The following is a 21,155-nucleotide window of genomic DNA, read 5'->3' as shown; positions in this document are numbered from 1 at the left end:
GCTGGTCCATGTCCGCGGCGGCGCGGGAGGTGGGCGTCAGCCGGTCTGCAGCGAACATCTGGAAGAACGGCACGACGGTCCGACGCAAGGATGGCACCGTCAAGATCGTGCCACCGCTCGAGCCGCTCTCCGTCCGTGTCATCTCGCCTCGGTTCCTCTCGGAGGAGGAACGGGTTCAGATCGCCGATCTTGCATCGCGCGGCGTGGGTCCCACGGCGATCGCGAAGATACTCGGGAGGACTCCGTCGACGATCAGTCGTGAGCTGCGACGAAATCTGCATTCGTCGGGGCAGTATCGACCGTTTCACGCGCACGCGACCGCCGCGAGCCGGCGTCGGCGAACGCGACCGCGACCGCTGAAGCTGATGACCGACCCGATGTTGCGTTCGTTCGTGGTCGCGCGGCTGAGGGAGCGGTGGAGTCCGCAGCAGATCTCTCGAGCGTTGCGGCGCGCGCATCCGGAAGAACCCGCACGGCGGGTCGCGACGGAGACGATCTATCAGGCGATCTACCGCCCCGCCACTGGCATCCTCCGGAAGCCGTCGACCTCGCCGCTACGGACTGGGCGTGATCACCGACGTGGTCACACCCGTCAGATCCGCGCCGGACGCCGGTTCGCGCAACCGATGCTGTCGGTTCATCAGCGCGGCTTCGACCCCACCGACCGTTCCGTGGCGGGTCATTGGGAAGGCGACCTGATCGTCGGCCCTCACAACCGCTCCGCGATCGGCGCGCTCGTGGAACGGCAAACCCGCTACGTGAAGCTGCTGCACTTGCCGGCGTTCAACTCCATCGAGATGCATGCGGCCCTCGTTCGCACCCTCGGCGCACTGCCGCCGCGGTTGCGCCGCACGCTGACGTGGGACCAGGGCACCGAGATGGCCAGGCACCTCGACGTATCGGCCGACACAGGAACCCGTATCTACTTCTGCGACGCCGCGAGCCCTTGGCAGCGAGGCAGCAACGAGAACGCCAACGGCCTGTTGCGGCAATACTTCCCGAAGTCCACCGACTTGTCGGTCCACAGCCCTCGGGACCTCGCCCGGGTCGAGCTCGAGCTCAATCGGCGCCCCCGAATCACTCTCAACGACCGAACGCCCCACGAGCTATTCCACGCTCTGCTAGCCTCCGAGAATCATCCCTCGTTGCGATGACTGCTGGAATGCAAGACGCCGAAAACGTTCAGAATTCGAGCGCCGCCGACAACGGGAACTCAGGAGTTCCGAGAGAGGCTGTGCACCTTTACTCGGGGCGCGCCGCGCCGGCGTCGCGGTGACCGACCGGCTATCGGTACTCCTGAAAGGGCGCTTGGCGCCAAACTGCTGATGTCGGTGTACGCGGGAGACTCTACGCATGGGAGAACCCGCGGGATAGGTCCGCTTCTCACGCTATGAAACGAATTGCGCGGGGAAGTATTCGTCTGGGACCCCGTCAAGGTCCAACTCGGCCTCGCGATGTTGGGCGGTTTGCCGAACCCTGATCAGGAGTGGGGTGGTTGAGGGCATCCGCTTCCCGGTGAGCTGGGTTGTGTTCTCATTGGCTGCCACCCAGAGCCCTTCAGCGCTGGCGTGATCTTGTGCGGCGACGGCCGCGACGAAGCTGCGCACGAATGCTTCGGTCGGTCCCGCCCGGTCGGCTTCGGCGAGGTGCGCATTTCGGCCGTAGGCGGCGAGGATGCGGGCGAGGGTGTAGTCCAAGAGCATCGCGTTCCGTCGTAGCCACTGCTCGCCGGACGCTTCCTGCATGCCCGCGATCTCGTGTTCCCATTCGACCAGGTTGGCGTTCGTGGCCAGACACATCACCGCCTTGGTGAGCATGTAGTCCTGGATCAGGTGGTAGTCCTCCTGCTGAAGGGGGTGCTTGCCTTCCGTCACCATACCGATCTCCAAATCTCACGTCACGGAAGATTTTACGGTAGCAGGATGGCCATTGGCTGGATCGGGCACCGGGTGCGGCCGAACGGTCAGCGGCGGCCGAGTTGCTCGAGGAAGTCGTCGGCGGCTTCAAGCTGAGCCCGCAAGCGATCACGACGGCCCGCAGCTTCGGCACGCACCAATTCCAGACGATCGCGCAGCCTCTCGTCGCCGGGGTCCTCGGCAAGCGCGTCAATGAGCTCGAGAAGCTCTCCCGTTTCTTCGAGGGAGTAGCCGAGGGGTTTCATGCGACGAATCAGGAGGAGTCGTGACTCGTCTTCGGCGGTGTAGAGGCGAAAGCCGCCCTCGGTCCGCCCGGTGGGCTTGAGGATGCCGATCTCGTCGTAGTGGCGAATGGTGCGCAACGACAGCCCGGTCCGTTCGGCGAGCTCTCCGATGTGCATCGTCGTCGTAGCGGTCATGGGTGCGGCTCCGTTCGATTGGCGACCAACTCTCACGTTACGGTAGTCTTCGTCACGTTCGATCATTTCTTGGTCGTGCTCCCCAATTCTCTCCCGCCGAGAAAGCTCGGCAGTTCCGCGCACCGGTGCGCTCTCATCCGGCCGTCACCGACAGCCCCCTCTCCCCGTTTGGAGTGCCATGACTGACGTCATCCCCGTTCAACACCCGAAAACCCGTTACCGCATCGAACCCACCGTGATGCAAGCGCTCCGCAGCCCCCGCATCCTCACCCGTGAAGTCCTCGCCGGGCTGGTGGTGGCGATCGCGCTCATCCCCGAAGCCATCGCGTTCTCGATCATCGCCGGTGTCGACCCTCGCGTGGGCCTGTTCTCGTCCTTCGTGATGGCTGTCGCGATCTCGTTCCTGGGTGGGCGACCCGCCATGATCACCGCCGCGACCGGCGCGATCGCCCTGGTCATCGCCCCCGTCGCCCGCGAATACGGGATGGACTACTTCATCGCCACCGTGCTCCTGGGTGGCCTCATCCAGGTCGTCTTCGCCGCGCTCGGCGTGGCGAAGCTGATGCGATTCATCCCCCGCAGTGTGATGGTCGGGTTCGTCAACGCCCTCGCCATTCTGATCTTCACGTCCCAGTTCCCGCAGCTGATCGACGTGCCCTGGCTGGTCTACCCGCTCGTCGTCATCGGCCTGCTCATCATGTACCTCATGCCGTTGATGACCAAGGTCATCCCCGCGCCGCTCATCGCCATCGTCCTCCTCACGGCCGCAGCCGTCACCTTCGGACTCAACGTCCCCACGGTCGGCGACCAGGGAGACCTCCCGCAGAGCCTTCCCGAGCTGTTCATTCCGAACGTGCCGTTGACCTGGGAGACGCTGCAAATCATCGCCCCCTACGCGGCAGCCATGGCCATCGTCGGCCTGCTCGAGTCCTTGATGACCGCGAAACTCGTCGACGACATCACCGACACCCACTCCCGCAAGACCCGCGAAGCATTCGGCCAGGGCGCCGCCAACCTTCTCTCCGGCGTCTTCGGCGGCATGGGCGGCTGCGCCATGATCGGCCAAACCATGATCAACGTGAAAGCCTCCGGCGCGCGTACTCGCATCTCGACCTTCCTCGCCGGCGTCTTCGTGCTCATCCTCGTCTTGGTCCTCGGTGACATCGTGGCCGTCATCCCGATGGCAGCCCTCGTCGCCGTGATGATCGTCGTCTCCGTCGCCACCTTCGACTGGCACAGCGTGCGACTCTCGACGCTGAAGCGGATGCCGAAAAGCGAGACCGCGGTGATGCTCATCACCGTGGTGATCACCGTATGGACGCACAACCTCGCCGTCGGCGTCGGCGTCGGCGTACTGACCGCGATGATCCTGTTCGCCCGCCGCGTCGCGCACTTCGTCAGCGTCACCCGCCACATCGACAAAGAAGCATCCGTCCCCACCGTCCGCTACACCGTCAACGGAGAACTGTTCTTCGCCTCCAGCAACGACCTCACCACCCAGTTCGAATACACCCACGACCCCGAACGGGTCATCATCGACATGTCCCAATCACACATCTGGGACGCCTCCACCGTCGCCGCCCTCGACGCGATCGTCACCAAATACGAGCACCTCCACAAATACGTCATCCTCGAGGGCATGAACGAAGCCACCACCAAACTCCACGGACGACTCACCGGCGGACTCGGCGCCGGCCACTGACCCGCACACGTATCTCGCTGAGCCCCACTGTTCAAGGCGCTTCACTCCGCTCGACAAGGATCGGGTGTTTCGGGTGCACGGCTCAACGCCGCACGCGCCCTACTCGATGACGCTTACTTCCTTCCAGAAGGCCACGTACCCAGAGAAGTCGCGGCCCACGCGCTCGATGGACCCCGGTAGTGGGTCAGGGTATGACCACGCGCGATCTTTCAGGACGACTTCGCCGGCGTTGACGGTGAGGTACTGGCACGCACCCTTCCAGGCACACGCGTAGGGCGTAGGGCTCGAGACCAGGTGTTCGAAGTTGACGCTGGATGGCGGGAAGTACCAGTTCCCCTCGATCGAGATCAGGTCGTCGCGGTCGGCTTCGGCGAGAATCGTGTCGCCCAGTACTGCCTTCATGGTTGCTCCTGTCGGTTCGCTCTTCGGCGATCGGGACATCACCGTACGACGCCTGCGAGGGGCGCGACGGTGACCCAGATCACTGTCGCGGCCAGCGTGGTCGTGGTGGGATCGGGGACGGACAGGTGCGGCGACGACGGGAGTGCGAATGCGTGTGACGCGGTGGCTTAGCGAGTGGGAGTTCGCCACACGCCCGATCCATCCGGCCAGCCGAGCTGCGCTCGATCGGCGCTGGGCGGACCTGCCTGATCATGTGAAGACTCCCAACCAGCTCCTGGGCCGCAGCGCGATCGGGTGCGAAGGCACGCATGGTGTGTTCCCGAAGTGCGATCTGACCTGTTCGCCGTGTTACCACTCGGCGGACGCGAACAAAGTCCGGATCGACGGCGATCACACGCTCGAGCAGATCGACGCGCAGATGAGGTTCCTGCGCGAGCTGCGCGGGCCGAGGGCGCACGCGCAATTGATCGGCGGGGAGGTCAGCCTCCTGTCTGCGGCTGACCACGCCGCGGCGCTGGCGACGATGCGCCGCTACGGGCGTGAGCCGATGTCGATGACCCACGGCGACTTCGACGACGAGTACTTGCGCGACGTGGTGCTCGATGAGGACGGCAGTCCGAGGTTTGATCGGGTGTCGTTCGCCGCGCATTTCGATTCGCTGATGCGGGGGCGGCGTGGTGCTGTGCGTCCGCGGTCCGAGGCGGAGTTGGATCCGTTCCGAGCTCGGTTTGCGCAGATGTTCGTCGATCTGCAGCGCGATCACGGTGTGCGCTCGTATCTGGCGCACAACATGACAGTGACGCCGTCAAATCTCGGCGAAGTCGCGTCGACGACGCGGGTGGTGCTGGGGATGCCGTTCGACATGCTGTCCTTTCAGCCGGCGGCGTTCGTGGGCGACGATCGGCGGTGGAAGGAGGACTTCGCCGAAGTGTCCATCGACCGGGTGTGGGCGCAGATCGAGGAGGGCGCGGGGCAGCGCCTCCCCTGGCAGGGGACGCAGTTCGGTGACCCGCGCTGCAACCGGTACGCGACCGGGATGCGCGTCGACGGCCGATTCGCCGCTCTCATCGATCCTGACGATCCGCGCGATGTCGCAGCTCGCGACCGGCTCCTTGCCCACCATGGTGGTGTGGTCTTCGGCGGCACGCGGGCGGCCGTGCTGGCGGTGAAGATCCTTCGGGCGATCGCCCGTCACCCGGGCGATCTCGCGGTCTTCGTGGGACAGGTGCGGCGGATCGTTCGCCGGGCCGGCGGTGTGCGGCGGACGGTGCGGGCGGCGTGGCGGCGCCGGATCCGATCCACCAGCTTCGTGGTGCACAACTTCATGGACGCCGCGCAGGTCGCACCCGCCTGGGAGCTGATGGAACGCGGCGCGAGCAGCGACGATCCACTGCTCCTCGAGACGCAGGAGCGGCTCGGAGCGTGCATGTATGCGATGAGTCACCCCGAAACGGGACGACTGGTGCCGGCGTGCGTGCAGCACTCGGTGCTCGACCCCGCCGAAAACGCGGCACTGAGGCGACTGCTGCCGTTGGCGGGAGCACCGGTCGCGATTACAGCGCGGCCGAGCGGTCTCACGACGGTACGACAGACGGGGCGCCCGGCGCGAAGCTGAACACTGCTTCGAGTCCGGCGATCACCCGCAGAGTCGTGCTCTTGCCGGAACCGCACGGCCCGAGGATCGCGATGCGGGCACCCGTGAGAATGTCGAGGTTGACGGCTTGCAGAGCCGGAGCAGACCCGGAAGTGAACTGCTTGGTGACATCATGACACGGGCTACTCATCGGGCGGGTTTGGGGCTTTTGTGACGGGTGTCTGGGAGATGATGTGACAGACATCGGTATCGGTGCAGTCAACCGGATTCAGGCCGTCGCTGCGGTTGATGAGCGCTTCCAGCTCTGCTTCGAGGGCTGCGAGTTCCGCACGTCGCGCGCGGACGTCGCGGAGCTTGGTGGAGAGAAGATCGCGGACGTGGAGGCAAGGCATGACACCGTCCCCCCGCATGTCGAGGATGGTGGCGATCTCGACCAGGGTGAGTCCCGCGCCCTGTCCGCTGCGGATGAACTGCAGTCGGGGGAGGATCGGGTCCTCGTAGGCGCGGTAGCCGTTCGGGTCACGCTGAGGTGGGGGAAGCAAACCCCTGCGCTCGTAGAAGCGGATGGTCTGGGGATCGACGCCGGCGGCGGCGGCGACTTCTCCGATGCGCATGCCTGTGATGATACGCGCTTGACCTTGTACTAGGGTGCAAGGTTTACAGTGGCGGGATGGACGTGACCTTGCTTTACTTCGACGGATGCCCGAACTGGAAGATCGCGGACGAGCGGCTACGGTTGTTGGCTCTCGAACGCCCCGACATCACGGTAAGACGCCAGCTGGTCCGGACACCTGAGGAGGCCGAACAGGTCGGGTTCCTCGGATCGCCCAGCATCCAGGTCGACGGCATCGATGTCTTCGCCCAGCCCGGCTCGCCGGTAGGGCTGACGTGCCGCATGTATCCGACTCCGCACGGGTATGCCGGAGCGCCCACCGTCGAGCAGCTCCGCACGGTCTTGGCCGATGCGTGACCTGATCTTTGATCCGACCTTGCGAAAGGACCATTCATGAACGAGACCTACGATCTGATCGTCATCGGCGCGGGCATGGCCGGCATCGCCGCCGCGAAGAAGTGCGCCACCCACGGTTGGAGGGTCGCGATCGTCGACTCCCTTCCCTATGGCGGAACGTGCGCGCTGCGCGGGTGCGATCCGAAGAAGATCCTGCGACGCGGGGCCGAGATCATCGACAGCGCCCGACTTATGCACGGAAAGGGCATTGATGACATGGGGCTGTCGATCAACTGGGCGGACCTGATGGCGCACAAACACGGCTTCACCGACCCGGTCCCCGGGCGCATGGAAACCGACCTGGCGCGCAGCGGCGTCAACACCCTGCACGGGCACGCGCGTTTCACCGGCACCCACCAGATCGACATCGACGGCACCCGCTATGACTCGAAGCGTTTCCTGATCTCGACCGGAGCCCGACCGCGACCGCTCGACTTCCCCGGTGACGAGCACCTCATCGACAGCACCCAGTTCCTGGACCTCGACGCCCTCCCTGCACGGATCCTGTTCGTCGGCGGCGGTTTCATCTCGTTCGAGTTCGCGCACATCGTCGCCCGCGCCGGGAGCGCGCCGGTGATCATCGACCGCGGCGCCCGCCCCTTGAAGGGCTTCGATCCGGACCTTGTGGAACTCCTCATCGACCGGAGTCGGAGTGTCGGCATCGATCTGAGACGCCAGACACACATCACCGCTGTCGAGAAGGATGGCCCGGTCTATCGAGTGGTCGTTGAACGCGACGGTGTAACCGAAACGATCGAGGCCGACCTCGTCGTGCACGGCGCGGGGCGCGTCGCCGACCTCGCCGGCATGGATTTGGATGCCGCCGGTGTGGAGTGGAGCGACCGCGGCGTCCGCGTGGACGGCCACTTGCAAAGCCCCACGAACCCGGCCGTGTGGGCTGCGGGTGACTCGGCTGACACCGCCGGGATGCCGCTGACTCCGGTCGCGGTCTCCGAAGCGAAAGTCGCCGCGTCCAACATGATCAAGGGCACCACCACCACTCCGGACTACACTGGGATCCCCACCGCGGTCTTCACCATCCCGGAGTTGGTCCGCGTCGGCTTGCTCGAGACCGAGGCCCGCGAGCAGGGCATCGATTTAGATGTTCGCTTCACCGACACCAGCGACTGGTACTCGAACTACCGGGTCGGCGAGCACACTGCTGCCGCCAAGATCCTCATCGATAAGTCCACCGGCCTGATCGTCGGCGCCCACCTGCTCGGACCCGAGTACGGCGAACTGATCAACACCGTCGGCCTGGCGATCAAGCTCGGGCTCACCGCCCCGCAACTCAGGTCCGCCACGGCCGCCTACCCCACGGTCGGATCAGACCTCGGCTCCATGCTCTAGATCGGCGACAGTCTGCTGTCACCAGCCATCGAGGATGCTGGCTCTCGTTTGAGCTAGGACTTGCGAAGCGGGACGTTGATCAGAACGGGAACTTTTCATTCCCGAGCGACCAGGTCGGCGATGCCCAGTAAGAGAATGAAGACGAGCTTACGACGGTACGACAGACGGGGCGTCCGGCGCGAAGCCGAACGTGACTGTGGCGCCGACGGGCGCCTCGACCCCCGCGGGGAGGTCGGCGGTGACCAGCGCCGATCCGCTGCTCATCACGAGGGATCGGCGGATGCCGGTGCGGGTCACGCCCTGCACTGTGGCGGTGTGCGTGGGTTCGCCGGGTCGGGTCTCGTGCGGCGATGCGATGATGCGCACCGCTTCGGGACGCACGACCAGGGTGCCGGGTCCGTCGGGGGTGCTGGCATCCACCGGAATCGACCCCAGGTCCGAGTGGTGCCGGGCGCGCTGCACTGTGCCGGCGATCTCGTTGCGTCCTCCCATCAGTCGCGCGACTGCCAGGCTGGTGGGTCGGTGGTAGATCCGCTCGACGGTGTCGTGCTGCAGCAGGGTGCCGTGCTCGATGACGGCGATGTGGTCGGCGACCGCGGCGGCCTCGTCGCGGTCGTGGGTGACGATCACCACGGTGGGTGGCAGTTCGGTGCGGAGGCGTGTGAGCAGGGCGTGCATGTCATCGCGCAGGGCGGGATCCAGTGCGCTGAACGGTTCGTCCAGGAGCAGGATCGTGGGTTTCGCGGCGAGCGTGCGAGCGATGGCGACGCGCTGCTGCTGCCCTCCGGAGAGGGAGGACACGCTGCGCTGTTCGAATCCGGGCAGCTGTACGAGGTCGAGGGAGGGATGCGCCGCCTCTCGGGCGGCCCGGCGGGAGAGGCCGGCGGCGCGGAGCGGGAAGGCGATGTTGTCGAGCACGGAGAGGTGCGGGAACAGCAGGGGCCGTTGGAAGACCATCCCGATGCCGCGCCGCTCGGGAAGAACGCCCGTGACGTCGCGTCCATTCAGGAGGATCTGTCCGTCGCTGGGGTCTTCGAGCCCGGCGATCATCCGCAGGATCGTGCTCTTGCCCGAACCGCTCGGTCCGAGGATCGCGGTGCGGGCGCCCGAGAGGATGTCGAGGTTGATGCCGCGCAGTGCCGGCGCCGACCCGGCGGTGAACTGCTTGGTGACTGACTGGAGTGTGATCGCGGTGCTCACGGCGTCATCCTCCGGTCTCCACGAACAAGGACGAGCAGTAGCAGCACTGGGGGGATGACTGCTGCAAGCGAGAGGGCGGCGACGAGTGCGTCGTTGCCGACGCCGGAGGCCGCAGATGCGGTGATGAGGGGAAGGGTGACGATCTGCCCGCCGCCGACCATGACGGTGATGATGTAGTCGCTCCATCCGACGAGGAAGGCCAGGAACGCCGACCGGGCCAGAGCCGGGGCGAGGAGCGGGACGTGCACCTGCCAGAGCACCCGCGCCCGGGACGCACCGAGGGTGCGGGCCTCCTCCTCGTAGCCCAGGTCATGCGCGGCGTACGCGGCCCGCATCGAGAAGGTCGTGTAGGGAAGGGCCATCGCGACGAGCACCAGCACGAGCCCCGCCAGCGCGGGCACGTGGGCGCGAAGGAGGAGCACGTTGATGCCGAGCGCTGCAGCGAACGGTGGAAGCAGGACGGGCGCGAACACCACCGCGGTCACCAGACGGGGTGCCGGTGCCCAGCCGAGGGCGAGGGCGCGGCCCAGGATCGCTCCGAGCGGCGTCGCGATAGCGGCGACGACCAGGCCCAGCAGCAGCGACCTTCCGAAGGCCGCAGCGCCGCCCTGCGCGAAGGCGGACGACAGCCCGCCCACCCCCCACTCCTGCGGAAGCACCGACGGAAACGCCCACCGGTCCGCGAACGCCCAGACAAGCAAGGGCACGAAAGGCAGCGCGAACCAGCCGAGCAGCAGCAGCGCCATCCCGCGGCGTGCCGCCCGGGATGCACCGCCCGGGGTGGTGAGCGGGCGCCCGGGATCGCCCGGGAGTCGCCCGCGATGCGAGGCGACAGGCGCTGGGAGGTCTCGGACGGAGAGGGTCATCGCCACACCGCCGACCGTCGCAGCAGCAGGAACGCGATGCCCGCGCCGAGCGCTGCGAGGGCGATGATGACCACGGCGACCGCGGCCGCCTCGGGACGCGACGACAGACTGACCTCGCCATAGAGGCGCACCGCCATCACCGAGAGCGGTTCAGGGTAGGTCCGCCCCAGCAGCCACGCGACCTCGTACGAACCGAGTGTGTAGACGAACGTGATCGCTCCCGCAATGATCAGTGAGGGCAGCGCCAACGGGATCAGCACCAGCCTCAGCCGCGTCACCCGCCCCGCGCCCAGCATCGCCGCAGTCTCATCGAATCGGGCGACCCGGGTCGCCAAGGTCCCGGCGACCACCAGCGCCACGAACGCGGACTCCTTCCACGCGTATTCGATGATCACCGCCGCCCACCATGGACCGCCGACGAACGACGGCCACCCCTCAGCGGGCACCTGCAGCACGCGCGCGAGGACTCCGGAGTCCGCCAGCAGCAGCCCGATCATCGCCGCCCCGATCAGGTGCGGGACGGTCACCGTCGCAGCGCTCAACCCGATGAGGCCGCGCGCGAGCAGCCCGCCCGAGACGATCAGCACCGCCGCGGCACCGCCGATGACCACGGCGAGGAGAGTGGATGCCGCAGCGATCCCGACCGAGACCCCTGCCGCGACCGGAACTTCTGCCGCGACGGTCACGAACGCGTCCGCGCTGAGACGGGGTGACCCCACCAGCGGCATCAGTCCGACGCTCTGCAGCGCTGTCGAGCCGAGCCCCCCGATGACCACGACCGCCGCGGGTGCGATCGCGACGAGGACGAGCAGCCGCTGTGGGGTGGTGATCATCGGCCGGCGGGAATGCGGGTGCGCCAGCCCTCGTCGAGTTCGGGCACCCAGGCTGCGGCAAGCTCAGGGTTGGCGTTTTCGGACAGGACATCGAACGCGGGCACGACGGGGGATTGCGGAAGTGCGTCGAACGCGGCACGGTCGGCGTCGCTCAGACGGTCGTCGTCGAGGACGGTGAACTGCCCCCACGTGCCCGGGTTCGCCTTGGCGACCTGCTGGGCGACGGTGAGCGCGGTGTCGGCGACGACCATCGCACCTGCTGTAGCTGCGGCGTTGGCGGGAATGGCGAGGAAGCTGGCATTGCCGAGTGTTCCTTCCTCGAGGGTGAGTACCTTCGTGCCGGCCGGGTAGGTGCCGTCGGCGACGAGCTGCGTGAGGGTCGCGGGACCATAGGTCATCGTGAAGTCGACCTGTCCGTCGGCATACAGTTTATTCAGCTGCTCCGAATCGGCTGGGTAGGTGTCGCCGCCCCGCCAGAGCGAGGGCGCCACGTCGGCGAGGGCGTCGTAGAGGGCCGGGGTGAGCTCATCGAACGCGGTAGGGCTGAATGCGGCCGGCACGTTCTCCCAGCCCCCGGAGGTGCTGTACAGGACGTGTCGGACGAATGCGGACCCGGTGAAGTCCGGCGGCGCCGGATACGTGAACCTTCCGGGGTGCTCCTTTGCCCAGGCGAGCAGTTCGGCGACCGTCGTCGGCGGATCGGTGACGGCATCGGAGTTGTACGCGAACGTGAACTGCGCTTTGCTCCACGGCGCCTCGCAGCCGTTCACCGGCGTGCCGAAGTCTTCGGTGAGCAGCGGATCGGCGGCATCGACATTCGCCATCGCGGGCAGCAGGTCGGTCCAGTCGCACAGCCACGCGTCGGCTTCGACGCCAGTGCGGAAGTTGTCGCCGTTGACCCAGATCAGATCGACGGTGCCGTCATCCGTTCGGCCAGCCTGCAATTCGGTGAGCACCCGGTTGAGCGCTTCCCCGGTGTCAGCGATCGGCACCCGGTTGAGCGTGACACCGTACTCGGCCACAGCCGGAGCGAGCACGTCGTCGATGTACGCGTTGCCCTGTTCGTCGCCACCCCACATCCACAGGTCCACACTCTGCCCGTCGGCATCGGCGAGCACCGCATCCCAGTCAGAGAACGTGCCTTCTGCCCTGGGTGCCGCACCATCGTCGCCGCCTGCTGGCCCGCCACTCGCGCACGAGGTGAGGATGAGAGCGCTGGCGGCACCCATCGCCGCGGCAGTGAGCGCGGTGCGCAGGCGGGAGCGGGCGATGGGCCGTGAGGTGAACAGCACGAATGAAGTCCTTCAGGTGGGTGACAGGTCGTGAGGAAACCCTAGGTGCCGAGCGCTCCGCGGTCAGTGATCCACAACACAGACCGGCGGTGCGGTGCTGTCTACGATGGGGACGATGCGATACCTGACGCCCGCAGTGACCTGGCGGGCGGCCGCGTTCGTTGTGTTCGTGGTCGTCGCCGTCATCGTGGGGGTGCTCGTTCCTCTGCCCAGCGTGGAGGACGTGCGCGCGGCCGCCGAGTCGGGCGGGCTGTGGGTGGCGGCCGGATTCTCGGTCGCCTATGCCGTGGCCTCGCTGACCCCGGTGCCGAAGAATGTCGTGAGTATCGCGGCGGGGCTGGTGTGGGGGCTGCCGGTGGGGTTCCTGATCGTCTACGTCGGGGCGGTGCTCGGTGCGTTCCTGGCGTTCGCCGTCAGCCGGTTGCTCGGGCGGAGCATCGTGGAAAGACTCACCGGAACTCGTGTCGCCCAGGTCGACCGGCTTCTGGCGCAGCGAGGGGTCGCCGCGGTGATCGGTGCGCGCCTGGTGCCGCTGGTCCCGTTCACCGTGCTCAACTACACCGCCGGGCTGACGAGCGTTCGGCTGCGCGACTACACGATCGGCACGACGGTCGGCATAATCCCCGGCACCATCGCCTACGTTGCTGTCGGCGCGTACGGGCTGACGCTCGGCTGGCCGTTCTTCATCGCGATGGGCGCGCTGGGCGTGCTCACTCTCGGCGGGGCGATCTACGCTGCCCGCGCCCGCCGCCGGATGCGCGACACGGACCGCTCCGACCACGCCGGCGACGAGGAACAGGATGCTCCCTCATGATCGATGCCCCGATGCGCCGCGCACTTTCCGCCCCGATCGGCTGGGGAGCGCGCCTCCTCGACATCCGCTGGATCACACCGAATCGGCTGACACTGGTCGGGATGCTGGTCGGCCTGAGCAGTGCGGTGCTCGCCGCCATGCAGCTGTGGTGGCCCGCGCTGGCAGCCTGGCTGCTCTCGCGGGTATTCGACGGTCTCGACGGCGCACTGGCCCGTCGACGCCGCGCCGCCGACACGGGGAGCTCCTCGAGTGAGGTGGGCGGGTTCCTCGACATCATCGCCGACTTCGTGGTCTACGGGACGACGGTTGTCGGTGTCGCGGTCGGCGTCACGATCGCGTACGACGCACCATGGTGGCCGTTCATGCTGGTGCTGCTGGCGTATTACCTGAACGGCACGGCGTTCCTCGCGTTCTCCTCGATCGCCGAACGCACCGGCCGCCAGATCGATGACGGCCGGTCGCTGTCGTTCCTCGGCCGGATCGCGGAAGGCACCGAGACGATCGTCGTCCACAGCCTCTGGCTGATCCTGCCCGCCTTCGCATGGCAGATCGCGCTCATCTGGGCAGCGTTCGTCTTCGTCAGTGCCGGCCAGCGCATCGTCAGCGCGATCCGCATCCTCCGCTGACCGCGCGCGTCACGCGACGCGGCGTCGGCGAATCCGCCGCAGCACCCGGATCGCGCGAGCGACGACTCCGCGGCCGAGTCGGTGCCGGACGTCGGCGACGGCGGTGTTCCACAGCGGATCGTTGTACGTCGGGTAGGCGTGCGTGGTGCCGGCAAGCGTGCTGGTGGTGAGCCGCGCCTGGACAGCGAGGGTCAGCTCCCCCAGCGTCTCCCCTGCCCGGGGGCCGACGATCGTGCCGCCCAGGATCGTGCCGCGGCGGTCGACCACGATACGGGTGTAACCGGTGGTGTCGCCCTCGGCGATCGCGCGGTCGGAGTGCGCGTGGTCCCAGGTCACGACCCGGTGGCCGCGGCGGTCCGCGTCTGCCGGCGGTAGCCCGACGGCGGCGACTTCGGGTGAGGTGAAGGTGACCCGTGGGATGACCCGCGTCTCGGCTCTTCGCCGCAATCCGAGGATCGCGTTGGTGGCCGCGACACTGCCGTTCACCCCGGCGGTGTGGGTGAATTTCGGAAGGCCTGTGACATCGCCAGCCGCCCAGATCCGCGGATTCGTGGTGCGCAGCATCCCGTCGACCGCGATATATCCCTCTGCATCGGTGCGCACTCCGGCGAGGTCCAGGCCCAGCACGTCGGTGTGCGGAGCGCGACCCAGCGCCGCGACCAGCACGTCGAAGTCGATGGTCGTGCCGTCATCGAGGCTGAGGACACCCGACTCGCCGTCGCGTGAACGGAGCGCGGCCGCTGTGCGGCCGGTCCGGACCTCCACCCCATCCCGGAGCATCGCGACATGGACGATGTGGCTGGCATCGGCGTCCTCTTTCGGGAGGATGCGGGCGCCGCGGTGCACGATCGTCACCTGTGACCCGAGCCGGGCCATCGCCTGCCCGAGCTCGCAGCCGATCGCACCCCCGCCGAGCACGACCAGACGTTCGGGGAGTTCGCGGAGATCCCAGAAGCTCTCACTCGTGCGCATGCGCACCACGTCGCCGGCGATGGCAGGGATTACCGGGGAGGTTCCCGTAGCGATGAGCGCCTGACGGAATCGCACCTCGGCGCCGTCCACGCTCAGCGTGGCTTCCGACGTGAAACGGGCATCCCCCATCAGCACCGACACGTTCTCCGCCTCGAGCGCATCGATCGAATCGACCGGTGCGATCGTCTCAATCGCGCGCTGCACCGACACCATCGCGGAACGGAATGCGTCCGCCTCCCACTCTCTCGCGCCAGTCCAGCCGGCATCGCGGACCATGGCGGCGCGGTGACCGGCAGCGATGAGTGCTTTCGAGGGCACGCACCCCGTCCACAGGCAGTCCCCACCCAGCCGTTCACGCTCAATGAGGAGCACTTTCGCGCCGAAGCCCGCCGCCGTCTTGCTGGCAACCAGCCCCGCGCTTCCCCCTCCGATAACGACAAGATCCCACACGATCGGCTCCGGCATTCGTTCCCTCTTCGCCCTGTTCACGTCGGCACGGCCGTGCCGCCCGCCCAGCCGGGCGTGACTTCCGTTCTAGTCGGTCACGGGCGTGGGAACCGTGACCGAAGTCACATACGTGGGAAGTGCGTGCAGGGCCGCATCGCGCGCCCGCAGCACATGGGTCGGATCACCGGTCGTCTTCACAGCGGCGATCGCCCCGTCGTAGAGGTAGAGAATCGCATCGATCGCTGGGGAGTGAGGATCACCGACGAGCTCACCGACGTGCGCGGTGATTCGGCGGCGGTACTCGTGCACCACCGTCATCACGAGCTCGCTCTGCCGCATCTCGACGGCCGCGTTCGTGAACGGGCAGCCACGATAGTCGGCGCTGAGCGCATCAGCGGCCAGCACCTCGAACAGAATGCTGACCCGCTTCGCAGCGCCCGCTGCAGGGCGATCGGCGACCGCTGTCGCCGCCGCCCACGCCTCCAACTGGCCCCGTAGGCAGGCGGCGACGAGCTCTTCCTTGCTGCGGAAGTTGTTGTACAGCGTCGGCTTCGTCACCCCGGCTGCGGCGGCAACACGATCCACCCCGGTCGCCGTGATGCCCTCGGCGTAAAACAGGGCACTGGCCGCAGCCAGCAGGCGCTCCCGCGCGGGCGCAGGTCGAGCGACGCCGGTCATCGGGGATGAAGATGTCATGGTGTTGATTTTACAGATCGGTATGTACAATAGCCAGATATACCGACCGGTATGTATATCCAAGGAGAGTCATGACCGAGAAGAACAAGATCGCTGTCGTCATCTACGAACCCATCCCCGGGGATACATCGCGGGTCTATCGCGGTTTGAAGACGGCGGCTGAGTTCGCCGCGGCCGGGGACGATGTCGTCGTCCTGTTTGACGGGGCCGGAGTCGAGGCCCTCGCTGCGGTGAGCGACCCGTCAAGTCCGATGCACGCCCTCATCGGAGGGATCCGGCCGACCGTGCTCGGGGCCTGCAAGTTCTGCGCGACCAGCCACAAGGTCCGGGACCGGATCGAGGAAGCCGGGTGGGCGCTGATCGACGACAACGCGGGCGAGGCGAGCATCCGCGACCTCGTGAACCAGGGGCGCCAGGTCCTCAACTTCTGAGCCAGGCCCGGGTGCAGCTCCGCATCGGCACTGCACCCGAGCCTGCGTGATCTCGCACACAGAACCCGGACGGACGCCAGGCATAGAGTGACCGCCATGACCGAGCACCGACGCCCACCGGCAACCTACGACGACCTGAAGGCCGTGTTCATCAACTGCACGCTCAAGCGCAGCCCCGATCTCAGCCACACGCAGGGGCTGATGGATCGCAGCATCGCGCTGATGCGCGCGCAGGGTGTGACCGTGGAGAACATCCGGTTCATCGACCACGACATCGCCACCGGCGTGTATCCCGACATGCGCGAACACGGGTGGCCCACGGACGCCTGGCCGGAGGAGATCTGGCCGAAGATCGACGCCGCCGACATCCTCGTGATCGGCGGCCCGCTCTGGCTCGGCGACAACGCGTCAATCACCCGTCAACTCATCGAACGGCTCTACGCCATGAGCGGGCTGTTCAATGACAAGGGTCAGTACGTGTATTACGGCAAGACCGGCGGTGCCCTGATCACCGGGAATGAGGACGGCGTCAAGCACGCCGCGATGGCGATCCTCTACAGCCTGCAGCACATCGGGTTCACGATTCCGCCCGCTGCCGACGCCGGCTGGATCGGCGAGGTCGGCCCGGGACCCAGCTACCTCGACCCCGGGTCGGGAGGCCCGGAGAACGACTTCACCAACCGCAACACGACGTTCATGACCTGGAACCTGCTGCACACCGCACGAATGCTGAAAGACGCCGGAGGCATCCCGGCATACGGCAACCTGCGTCAGGCGTGGAATGACGGAGAGCGGTTCGGGTTCGACGCAAACCCCGAGTATCGGTGACCGACCGCGCCGCGTACGGCATCGGCGCCGGCGTCTACGACCTCCTCGCCGGAGAGGCGATCTACCGCATCGGGCGTGTGGAGGGCGTGCGGATGCTGGGCCTTCGGCACGGTGACACCGTGCTGGATGTCGGCTGCGGCACCGGGCTCAACCTCGCGCTCCTCGCTGACGCGGTCGGTCCGACCGGGAGCGTGATCGGGCTGGACCGCAGCGCCCAGATGCTCGGCGTTGCGAGACGCCGCATCGAGAAGGAGCGCTGGTCGCATGTCCGACTCGTCGAGGCGGACGCCACGGATTTCCGTCTGGACGCGATCGGCGGGCGACCCGTCGACGCCGTGATCTCGACCTACGCGATGAGCGCGATCGACGCCCCGTCCGCCGCGTGGACGCGCATGCGCGCCGCGCTGAGACCGGGCGGACGAGCATGCATCGTCGACATGCGGGTGCCGACGGGTCGCGCCCGAATCTTCGCGCCGCTTGCGCGGCTCGCTTGTGCGATCGGAGGATCGGACATCCACGCGCACCCCTGGGAGCTGCTTCTCGCCGACGGTCAGGATCTGGACACCCGAGATCTCCGCGGCGGTCACATCCAGGTGGTCGCCGGCACCGTCCGATGACAGATCAGCCGCGCGCAAACAGCGCGGGTGCCAGGACGGAGCGCAGGTCAGCGACCGACGGCGCTCCCGCGAACCGACCGTCGACACGGTAGACCCGGCACGCGAGATCTGCTGTTGCCCCGTCGGAGGGGAACGCGTCGACACCGTCGATCAGCACCGTCGGCGAGCCCGCGAAAGGCCGTGCGGCGGCCTCTTCGACGGTGGAGAGCAGGGTGAACGTCACGGGAACCACCGGCGCCCCCAGCTCCTGCAGCGACTGCCGGACACGAGCACCCGCCTCCTGCCAGTTCGGGCATTCGTCGATGTGCAGGATCTCGATTTCCATGCGTTCCAGTGTGCCCCCAAGACATCGCGGTGCTGTGTGTCCTGGGTCGCAGAACTCCACAAACCCGCGGGAATACCGTCAGTCATCGATCCTCTCCAGAAAGGAAGAATCATGACCACCTCAACCTCGTCCTCCACCCTGCTCGGCACCCGCGGCACCGCCACCTTCTGGCAGCGCGTCCTCGCCGGCGTCGTCGGCGGCGTCGCCGGCGGCCTCGTCTTCGGGATGCTCATGGCCGTGATGGGCATGCTCCCCATGATCGCCATGATGGTCGGCTCCGATGTCGCGGCGGTCGGGTTCGGCATCCACATGATGATCTCGATCATCATCGGCCTCGGCCTCACGGTGCTGTTCGGCAACCTCCTACTCACCGGGTACCTCCGCGGACTCATCGTGGGAATGGTGTATGGAGCCATCTGGTGGGTACTCGGCCCGCTCGTGATCATGCCGATGATGATGGGGATGCCGCTGTTCACCATCGACTCCACCGCGCTGTTCTCCCTCATGGGTCACGTCATCTACGGCGGCATCCTCGGTGTTGTTGCTGTCGCGGTGCTCGCCCGTCGTCGATGATGGAAGAGTGCGCCATGGACGTCACCGCAGCGCCGATCGCAGAGCGGCGCCCGTGGGCACCCCAGCGACGGGAGGCCAATCCATTGACCCCGACCAGTGACGAGCTCTTCAGCTGCCTCAGCGAGGTCGACCTGTTCGCCGATCTCACCCCCGAGGAGATCGCCGCGTTCGATGAGATGGCTCCCGCGCGCAGGTTCCGCAACGGCGAACTGATCTTCAGTCAGAGCCAACCGATCACGGCGCTGTTCATCCTCAAAGCGGGACGGGTGCGGATCTTCCGGGTCACGGAAGACGGCAAGGCGCTGACCATGGCCATCCTCGAACCCGGCGCGGTGTTCGGGGAGATGCTCCTGGTCGGCCAGCGCATGTATGACAACTATGCCGAGGCCATCGAGGACACCGCGATTTGCCAGCTGAGCGTACGCGACGTCGAACGGCACATGCTCTCAGACCCGAGGATCGCGATCCGCATCTCCCGAATCCTCGGCGAGCAGGTCGCCCGGCTCGAAGAACGACTCACCGACCTCGCCCTGCGACCATTGCTGGCACGAGTGGCCAGCACACTCGTGCGACTGGCCGAATCGCAGCGCCGCTCCCGTGTCGGGCACGTCACGATCCGGCTGACTCACGATCAGCTCGCCGGACTCCTCGGCGCCACCCGCGAATCGACGAGCAAGACGATGGCGGACCTCGCCTCCCGCGGGCTCATCCGACAGGCGCGCGGCAGGATCGTGCTGCTCGACCTCGACCAGCTCACGATCCTGTCGAAGAAGATGGCGTGACATGAGCAGCCGCCTCGCCGACCAGAAGCTCATTGAGTTTCCCGGCACACACGGACACACCCTGGCAGGTCGGCTCGAGTCACCTCCCGCCACGCCCGTCGCATACGCTCTGTTCGCGCATTGCTTCACCTGCGGCAAGGACTCCGTCGCGGCCGCTCGAATCTCACGGGCACTGACAGAACACGGCATCGCGGTCCTGCGCTTCGATTTCACCGGACTGGGACAGTCGGGCGGCGAATTCGCCGACACAACCTTCACGTCCAACGTCGGCGACCTCATCGCCGCCGCCGACCACCTTCGTGTCCACTACGCCGCTCCCAGCCTTCTGATCGGCCACTCCCTCGGTGGCGCCGCCGTACTCGCCGCCGCCAGCCGCATCCCCGAAGTAACCGCCGTCGCCACGATCGGCGCCCCCGCCGACCCACGCCACGTACTCCGATTCGTCGACGGACACACGGCCGAAATCGCCGCGACAGGCTCAGCGTGGGTGGACCTGGGCGGGCGACCCTTCCGCGTCGGCAACGACCTGCTGCGAGATCTCGCCGATCAGCAGCAGCGGGGTGCCATCAACCAGCTCGATGCCGCTCTGCTGGTCATGCATTCTCCTGTCGATCGCATCGTGCCCGTCGAAAACGCCCGCGAGATCTTCGACTCAGCCCCCCATCCCAAGTCATTCGTCGCCCTCGACGGCGCTGACCACCTGCTGACAGCGCGACGCGACGCGGAGTTCGCCGCCGGAGTCATCGGAGCCTGGGCCAGCCGCTACGTCACAGCCCCGGCCAGCATCGTGCATCCGTCGCCCCGCCCCGCGGACAAATGGCCCGAACAAGGGGTCGTCCGCGTCGCCGAGAACGGGCACGGCCCCTACGGTCAAGCCGTGAAAACGTCGCGCCACGAGCTGACCGCCGACGAGCCCGAGCCGATCGGCGCAGACTCCGGCCCATCCCCCTACGAATATCTACTCGCGGCTCTGGGTGCGTGCACGTCGATGACCCTGCGGATGTACGCAGAACGCAAGCAGTGGTCCATCGGAAGAATCAGCGTGGAACTAACCCACTCGCGCATTCATGCCGAGGACTGCGCGAACTGCGCCACACAAACAAGGCACGTCGACCACATCACCCGAACAATCTCGATCCAGGGAACGCTCACCCCCGCACAGCACGACTCGCTCCTCACCATCGCGGATCGCTGCCCGGTCCACCGCACGCTGCACGGCAGCGTCGCCGTAACCACCACCCTCGCCACAAGTCTCAAATCAGCAGCCTAGACAGGCGCCCCCTTGCGCGCTCGTTTGATGATTCGGTCGATCTGGTCACCAACCAGCTGTCACGGACGAAGGCAATCCCCGAACGAACCATTCACGCTGAGGGATCCGCTTGCGGACGCTCGTCCCAAAGGGGAAGTGGACATCTTCACGCAACGATGACGCTGCAGCACGTGGACATTTCTCGAGTCGAT

The 21,155-nt window shown here is 66.9% G+C and carries 25 protein-coding genes; 13 read left to right on the top strand and 12 right to left on the bottom strand.

What is annotated here, in order from left to right; translation table 11 throughout:
- A partial coding sequence (locus ACSF8R_RS14310; RefSeq protein WP_434812411.1) for an IS30 family transposase occupies positions 1–1,154 on the top strand: 1,154 nt, incomplete at its 5' end.
- Positions 1,155–1,388: 234 nt separating this feature from the next.
- Here the strand turns inward: ACSF8R_RS14310 and ACSF8R_RS14305 are convergent.
- Together ACSF8R_RS14305 and ACSF8R_RS14300 are read right to left on the bottom strand one after the other, a co-directional pair.
- Complete coding sequence (locus ACSF8R_RS14305; RefSeq protein WP_434812410.1) at positions 1,389–1,877, bottom strand: hypothetical protein; 489 nt, start codon at positions 1,875–1,877, stop codon at positions 1,389–1,391.
- Positions 1,878–1,963: 86 nt separating this feature from the next.
- Entirely contained in the window at positions 1,964–2,335 is a 372-nt protein-coding gene (locus tag ACSF8R_RS14300; protein WP_434812412.1) for a MerR family transcriptional regulator, read from the bottom strand.
- Between the two features lie 178 nt (positions 2,336–2,513).
- Here ACSF8R_RS14300 and ACSF8R_RS14295 point away from each other — a divergent pair, with 178 nt between their 5' ends.
- Positions 2,514–4,037 (top strand): SulP family inorganic anion transporter, encoded by a 1,524-nt coding sequence (locus ACSF8R_RS14295; RefSeq protein ID WP_434812409.1) that lies wholly within the window; start codon positions 2,514–2,516, stop codon positions 4,035–4,037.
- A 99-nt stretch (positions 4,038–4,136) separates the two neighbouring features.
- On the opposite strand, the gene ACSF8R_RS14290 is transcribed toward ACSF8R_RS14295, so the two are convergent.
- Positions 4,137–4,439 (bottom strand): DUF427 domain-containing protein, encoded by a 303-nt coding sequence (locus tag ACSF8R_RS14290; protein ID WP_434812408.1) that lies wholly within the window; start codon positions 4,437–4,439, stop codon positions 4,137–4,139.
- Between the two features lie 418 nt (positions 4,440–4,857).
- Here ACSF8R_RS14290 and ACSF8R_RS14285 point away from each other — a divergent pair, with 418 nt between their 5' ends.
- The gene (locus ACSF8R_RS14285) at positions 4,858–6,054 is read left to right on the top strand and encodes a hypothetical protein (protein WP_434812407.1); all 1,197 of its coding nucleotides are present in this window, start codon (positions 4,858–4,860) and stop codon (positions 6,052–6,054) included.
- Here the strand turns inward: ACSF8R_RS14285 and ACSF8R_RS14280 are convergent.
- Both ACSF8R_RS14280 and ACSF8R_RS14275 read right to left on the bottom strand, forming a co-directional pair.
- The gene (locus tag ACSF8R_RS14280; RefSeq protein ID WP_434812406.1) at positions 6,014–6,223 is read right to left on the bottom strand and encodes an ATP-binding cassette domain-containing protein; all 210 of its coding nucleotides are present in this window, start codon (positions 6,221–6,223) and stop codon (positions 6,014–6,016) included. The two genes, ACSF8R_RS14285 and ACSF8R_RS14280, sit on opposite strands and share 41 nt — an antisense overlap.
- Positions 6,216–6,647, bottom strand: a complete 432-nt coding sequence (locus ACSF8R_RS14275) for a heavy metal-responsive transcriptional regulator (protein ID WP_434812405.1) — start codon at positions 6,645–6,647, stop codon at positions 6,216–6,218. The genes ACSF8R_RS14280 and ACSF8R_RS14275 overlap by 8 nt, the downstream gene beginning before the upstream one ends.
- 56 nt (positions 6,648–6,703) lie before the next feature.
- Here ACSF8R_RS14275 and ACSF8R_RS14270 point away from each other — a divergent pair, with 56 nt between their 5' ends.
- Together ACSF8R_RS14270 and ACSF8R_RS14265 are read left to right on the top strand one after the other, a co-directional pair.
- The gene (locus ACSF8R_RS14270; protein WP_434812404.1) at positions 6,704–7,003 is read left to right on the top strand and encodes a thioredoxin family protein; all 300 of its coding nucleotides are present in this window, start codon (positions 6,704–6,706) and stop codon (positions 7,001–7,003) included.
- Positions 7,004–7,039: 36 nt separating this feature from the next.
- Positions 7,040–8,392, top strand: coding sequence for a dihydrolipoyl dehydrogenase family protein (locus ACSF8R_RS14265; RefSeq protein ID WP_434812403.1), 1,353 nt, complete (start codon positions 7,040–7,042; stop codon positions 8,390–8,392).
- Positions 8,393–8,539: 147 nt separating this feature from the next.
- Here ACSF8R_RS14265 and ACSF8R_RS14260 read toward each other — a convergent pair whose 3' ends face one another.
- The 4 genes from ACSF8R_RS14260 to ACSF8R_RS14245 are packed head-to-tail and all read right to left on the bottom strand — an operon-like array spanning position 8,540 to position 12,583.
- Positions 8,540–9,592 (bottom strand): ABC transporter ATP-binding protein, encoded by a 1,053-nt coding sequence (locus tag ACSF8R_RS14260; protein ID WP_434812402.1) that lies wholly within the window; start codon positions 9,590–9,592, stop codon positions 8,540–8,542.
- Complete coding sequence (locus ACSF8R_RS14255; protein WP_434812401.1) at positions 9,589–10,458, bottom strand: ABC transporter permease; 870 nt, start codon at positions 10,456–10,458, stop codon at positions 9,589–9,591. The genes ACSF8R_RS14260 and ACSF8R_RS14255 overlap by 4 nt, the downstream gene beginning before the upstream one ends.
- The gene (locus tag ACSF8R_RS14250; RefSeq protein WP_434812400.1) at positions 10,455–11,291 is read right to left on the bottom strand and encodes an ABC transporter permease; all 837 of its coding nucleotides are present in this window, start codon (positions 11,289–11,291) and stop codon (positions 10,455–10,457) included. Before ACSF8R_RS14250 ends, ACSF8R_RS14255 begins: the two co-directional genes overlap by 4 nt.
- Entirely contained in the window at positions 11,288–12,583 is a 1,296-nt protein-coding gene (locus tag ACSF8R_RS14245; RefSeq protein ID WP_434812399.1) for an ABC transporter substrate-binding protein, read from the bottom strand. Before ACSF8R_RS14245 ends, ACSF8R_RS14250 begins: the two co-directional genes overlap by 4 nt.
- Before the next feature lie 115 nt (positions 12,584–12,698).
- Between ACSF8R_RS14245 and ACSF8R_RS14240 the strand changes: the two genes are divergently transcribed.
- A complete protein-coding gene (locus tag ACSF8R_RS14240) occupies positions 12,699–13,397 on the top strand; it encodes a TVP38/TMEM64 family protein (protein WP_434812398.1) in 699 nt (232 codons plus the stop codon).
- Positions 13,394–14,023: a CDP-alcohol phosphatidyltransferase family protein gene (locus ACSF8R_RS14235; protein WP_434812397.1), complete on the top strand. Its 630-nt coding sequence runs from the start codon at positions 13,394–13,396 to the stop codon at positions 14,021–14,023. Before ACSF8R_RS14240 ends, ACSF8R_RS14235 begins: the two co-directional genes overlap by 4 nt.
- A gap of 9 nt (positions 14,024–14,032) precedes the next feature.
- On the opposite strand, the gene ACSF8R_RS14230 is transcribed toward ACSF8R_RS14235, so the two are convergent.
- Both ACSF8R_RS14230 and ACSF8R_RS14225 read right to left on the bottom strand, forming a co-directional pair.
- A complete protein-coding gene (locus tag ACSF8R_RS14230; protein ID WP_434812396.1) occupies positions 14,033–15,460 on the bottom strand; it encodes a dihydrolipoyl dehydrogenase family protein in 1,428 nt (475 codons plus the stop codon).
- Positions 15,461–15,529: 69 nt separating this feature from the next.
- Entirely contained in the window at positions 15,530–16,138 is a 609-nt protein-coding gene (locus tag ACSF8R_RS14225; protein ID WP_434812395.1) for a TetR/AcrR family transcriptional regulator, read from the bottom strand.
- A 71-nt stretch (positions 16,139–16,209) separates the two neighbouring features.
- Between ACSF8R_RS14225 and ACSF8R_RS14220 the strand changes: the two genes are divergently transcribed.
- From ACSF8R_RS14220 to ACSF8R_RS14210, 3 genes are all read left to right on the top strand, one after another.
- Positions 16,210–16,569 carry a sulfur reduction protein DsrE gene (locus tag ACSF8R_RS14220; RefSeq protein WP_434812394.1) on the top strand — a complete coding sequence of 120 codons (360 nt, stop codon included), beginning with the start codon at positions 16,210–16,212 and terminating at the stop codon, positions 16,567–16,569.
- Between the two features lie 96 nt (positions 16,570–16,665).
- On the top strand, positions 16,666–17,397 hold the full coding sequence (locus tag ACSF8R_RS14215) for a flavodoxin family protein (protein ID WP_434812393.1): 732 nt from the start codon (positions 16,666–16,668) through the stop codon (positions 17,395–17,397).
- Positions 17,394–18,014, top strand: coding sequence for a class I SAM-dependent methyltransferase (locus tag ACSF8R_RS14210; protein ID WP_434812392.1), 621 nt, complete (start codon positions 17,394–17,396; stop codon positions 18,012–18,014). The genes ACSF8R_RS14215 and ACSF8R_RS14210 overlap by 4 nt, the downstream gene beginning before the upstream one ends.
- 4 nt (positions 18,015–18,018) lie before the next feature.
- Here ACSF8R_RS14210 and ACSF8R_RS14205 read toward each other — a convergent pair whose 3' ends face one another.
- On the bottom strand, positions 18,019–18,339 hold the full coding sequence (locus ACSF8R_RS14205) for a hypothetical protein (protein ID WP_434812391.1): 321 nt from the start codon (positions 18,337–18,339) through the stop codon (positions 18,019–18,021).
- A gap of 111 nt (positions 18,340–18,450) precedes the next feature.
- Between ACSF8R_RS14205 and ACSF8R_RS14200 the strand changes: the two genes are divergently transcribed.
- From ACSF8R_RS14200 to ACSF8R_RS14190, 3 genes are read left to right on the top strand one after another with little or no spacing between them, the layout of a single operon-like run.
- Positions 18,451–18,912 (top strand): hypothetical protein, encoded by a 462-nt coding sequence (locus ACSF8R_RS14200; RefSeq protein WP_434812390.1) that lies wholly within the window; start codon positions 18,451–18,453, stop codon positions 18,910–18,912.
- Between the two features lie 14 nt (positions 18,913–18,926).
- A complete protein-coding gene (locus ACSF8R_RS14195) occupies positions 18,927–19,694 on the top strand; it encodes a Crp/Fnr family transcriptional regulator (RefSeq protein ID WP_434812389.1) in 768 nt (255 codons plus the stop codon).
- Between the two features lies 1 nt (position 19,695).
- Positions 19,696–20,964 (top strand): bifunctional alpha/beta hydrolase/OsmC family protein, encoded by a 1,269-nt coding sequence (locus tag ACSF8R_RS14190; protein ID WP_434812388.1) that lies wholly within the window; start codon positions 19,696–19,698, stop codon positions 20,962–20,964.
- Positions 20,965–21,155: the final 191 nt, after the last annotated feature.

The sequence above is a fragment of the Microbacterium sp. bgisy189 genome (genome assembly GCF_965345345.1).
Classification (GTDB): domain Bacteria; phylum Actinomycetota; class Actinomycetes; order Actinomycetales; family Microbacteriaceae; genus Microbacterium.
This window is presented reverse-complemented; position numbering and strand designations above follow the sequence as displayed.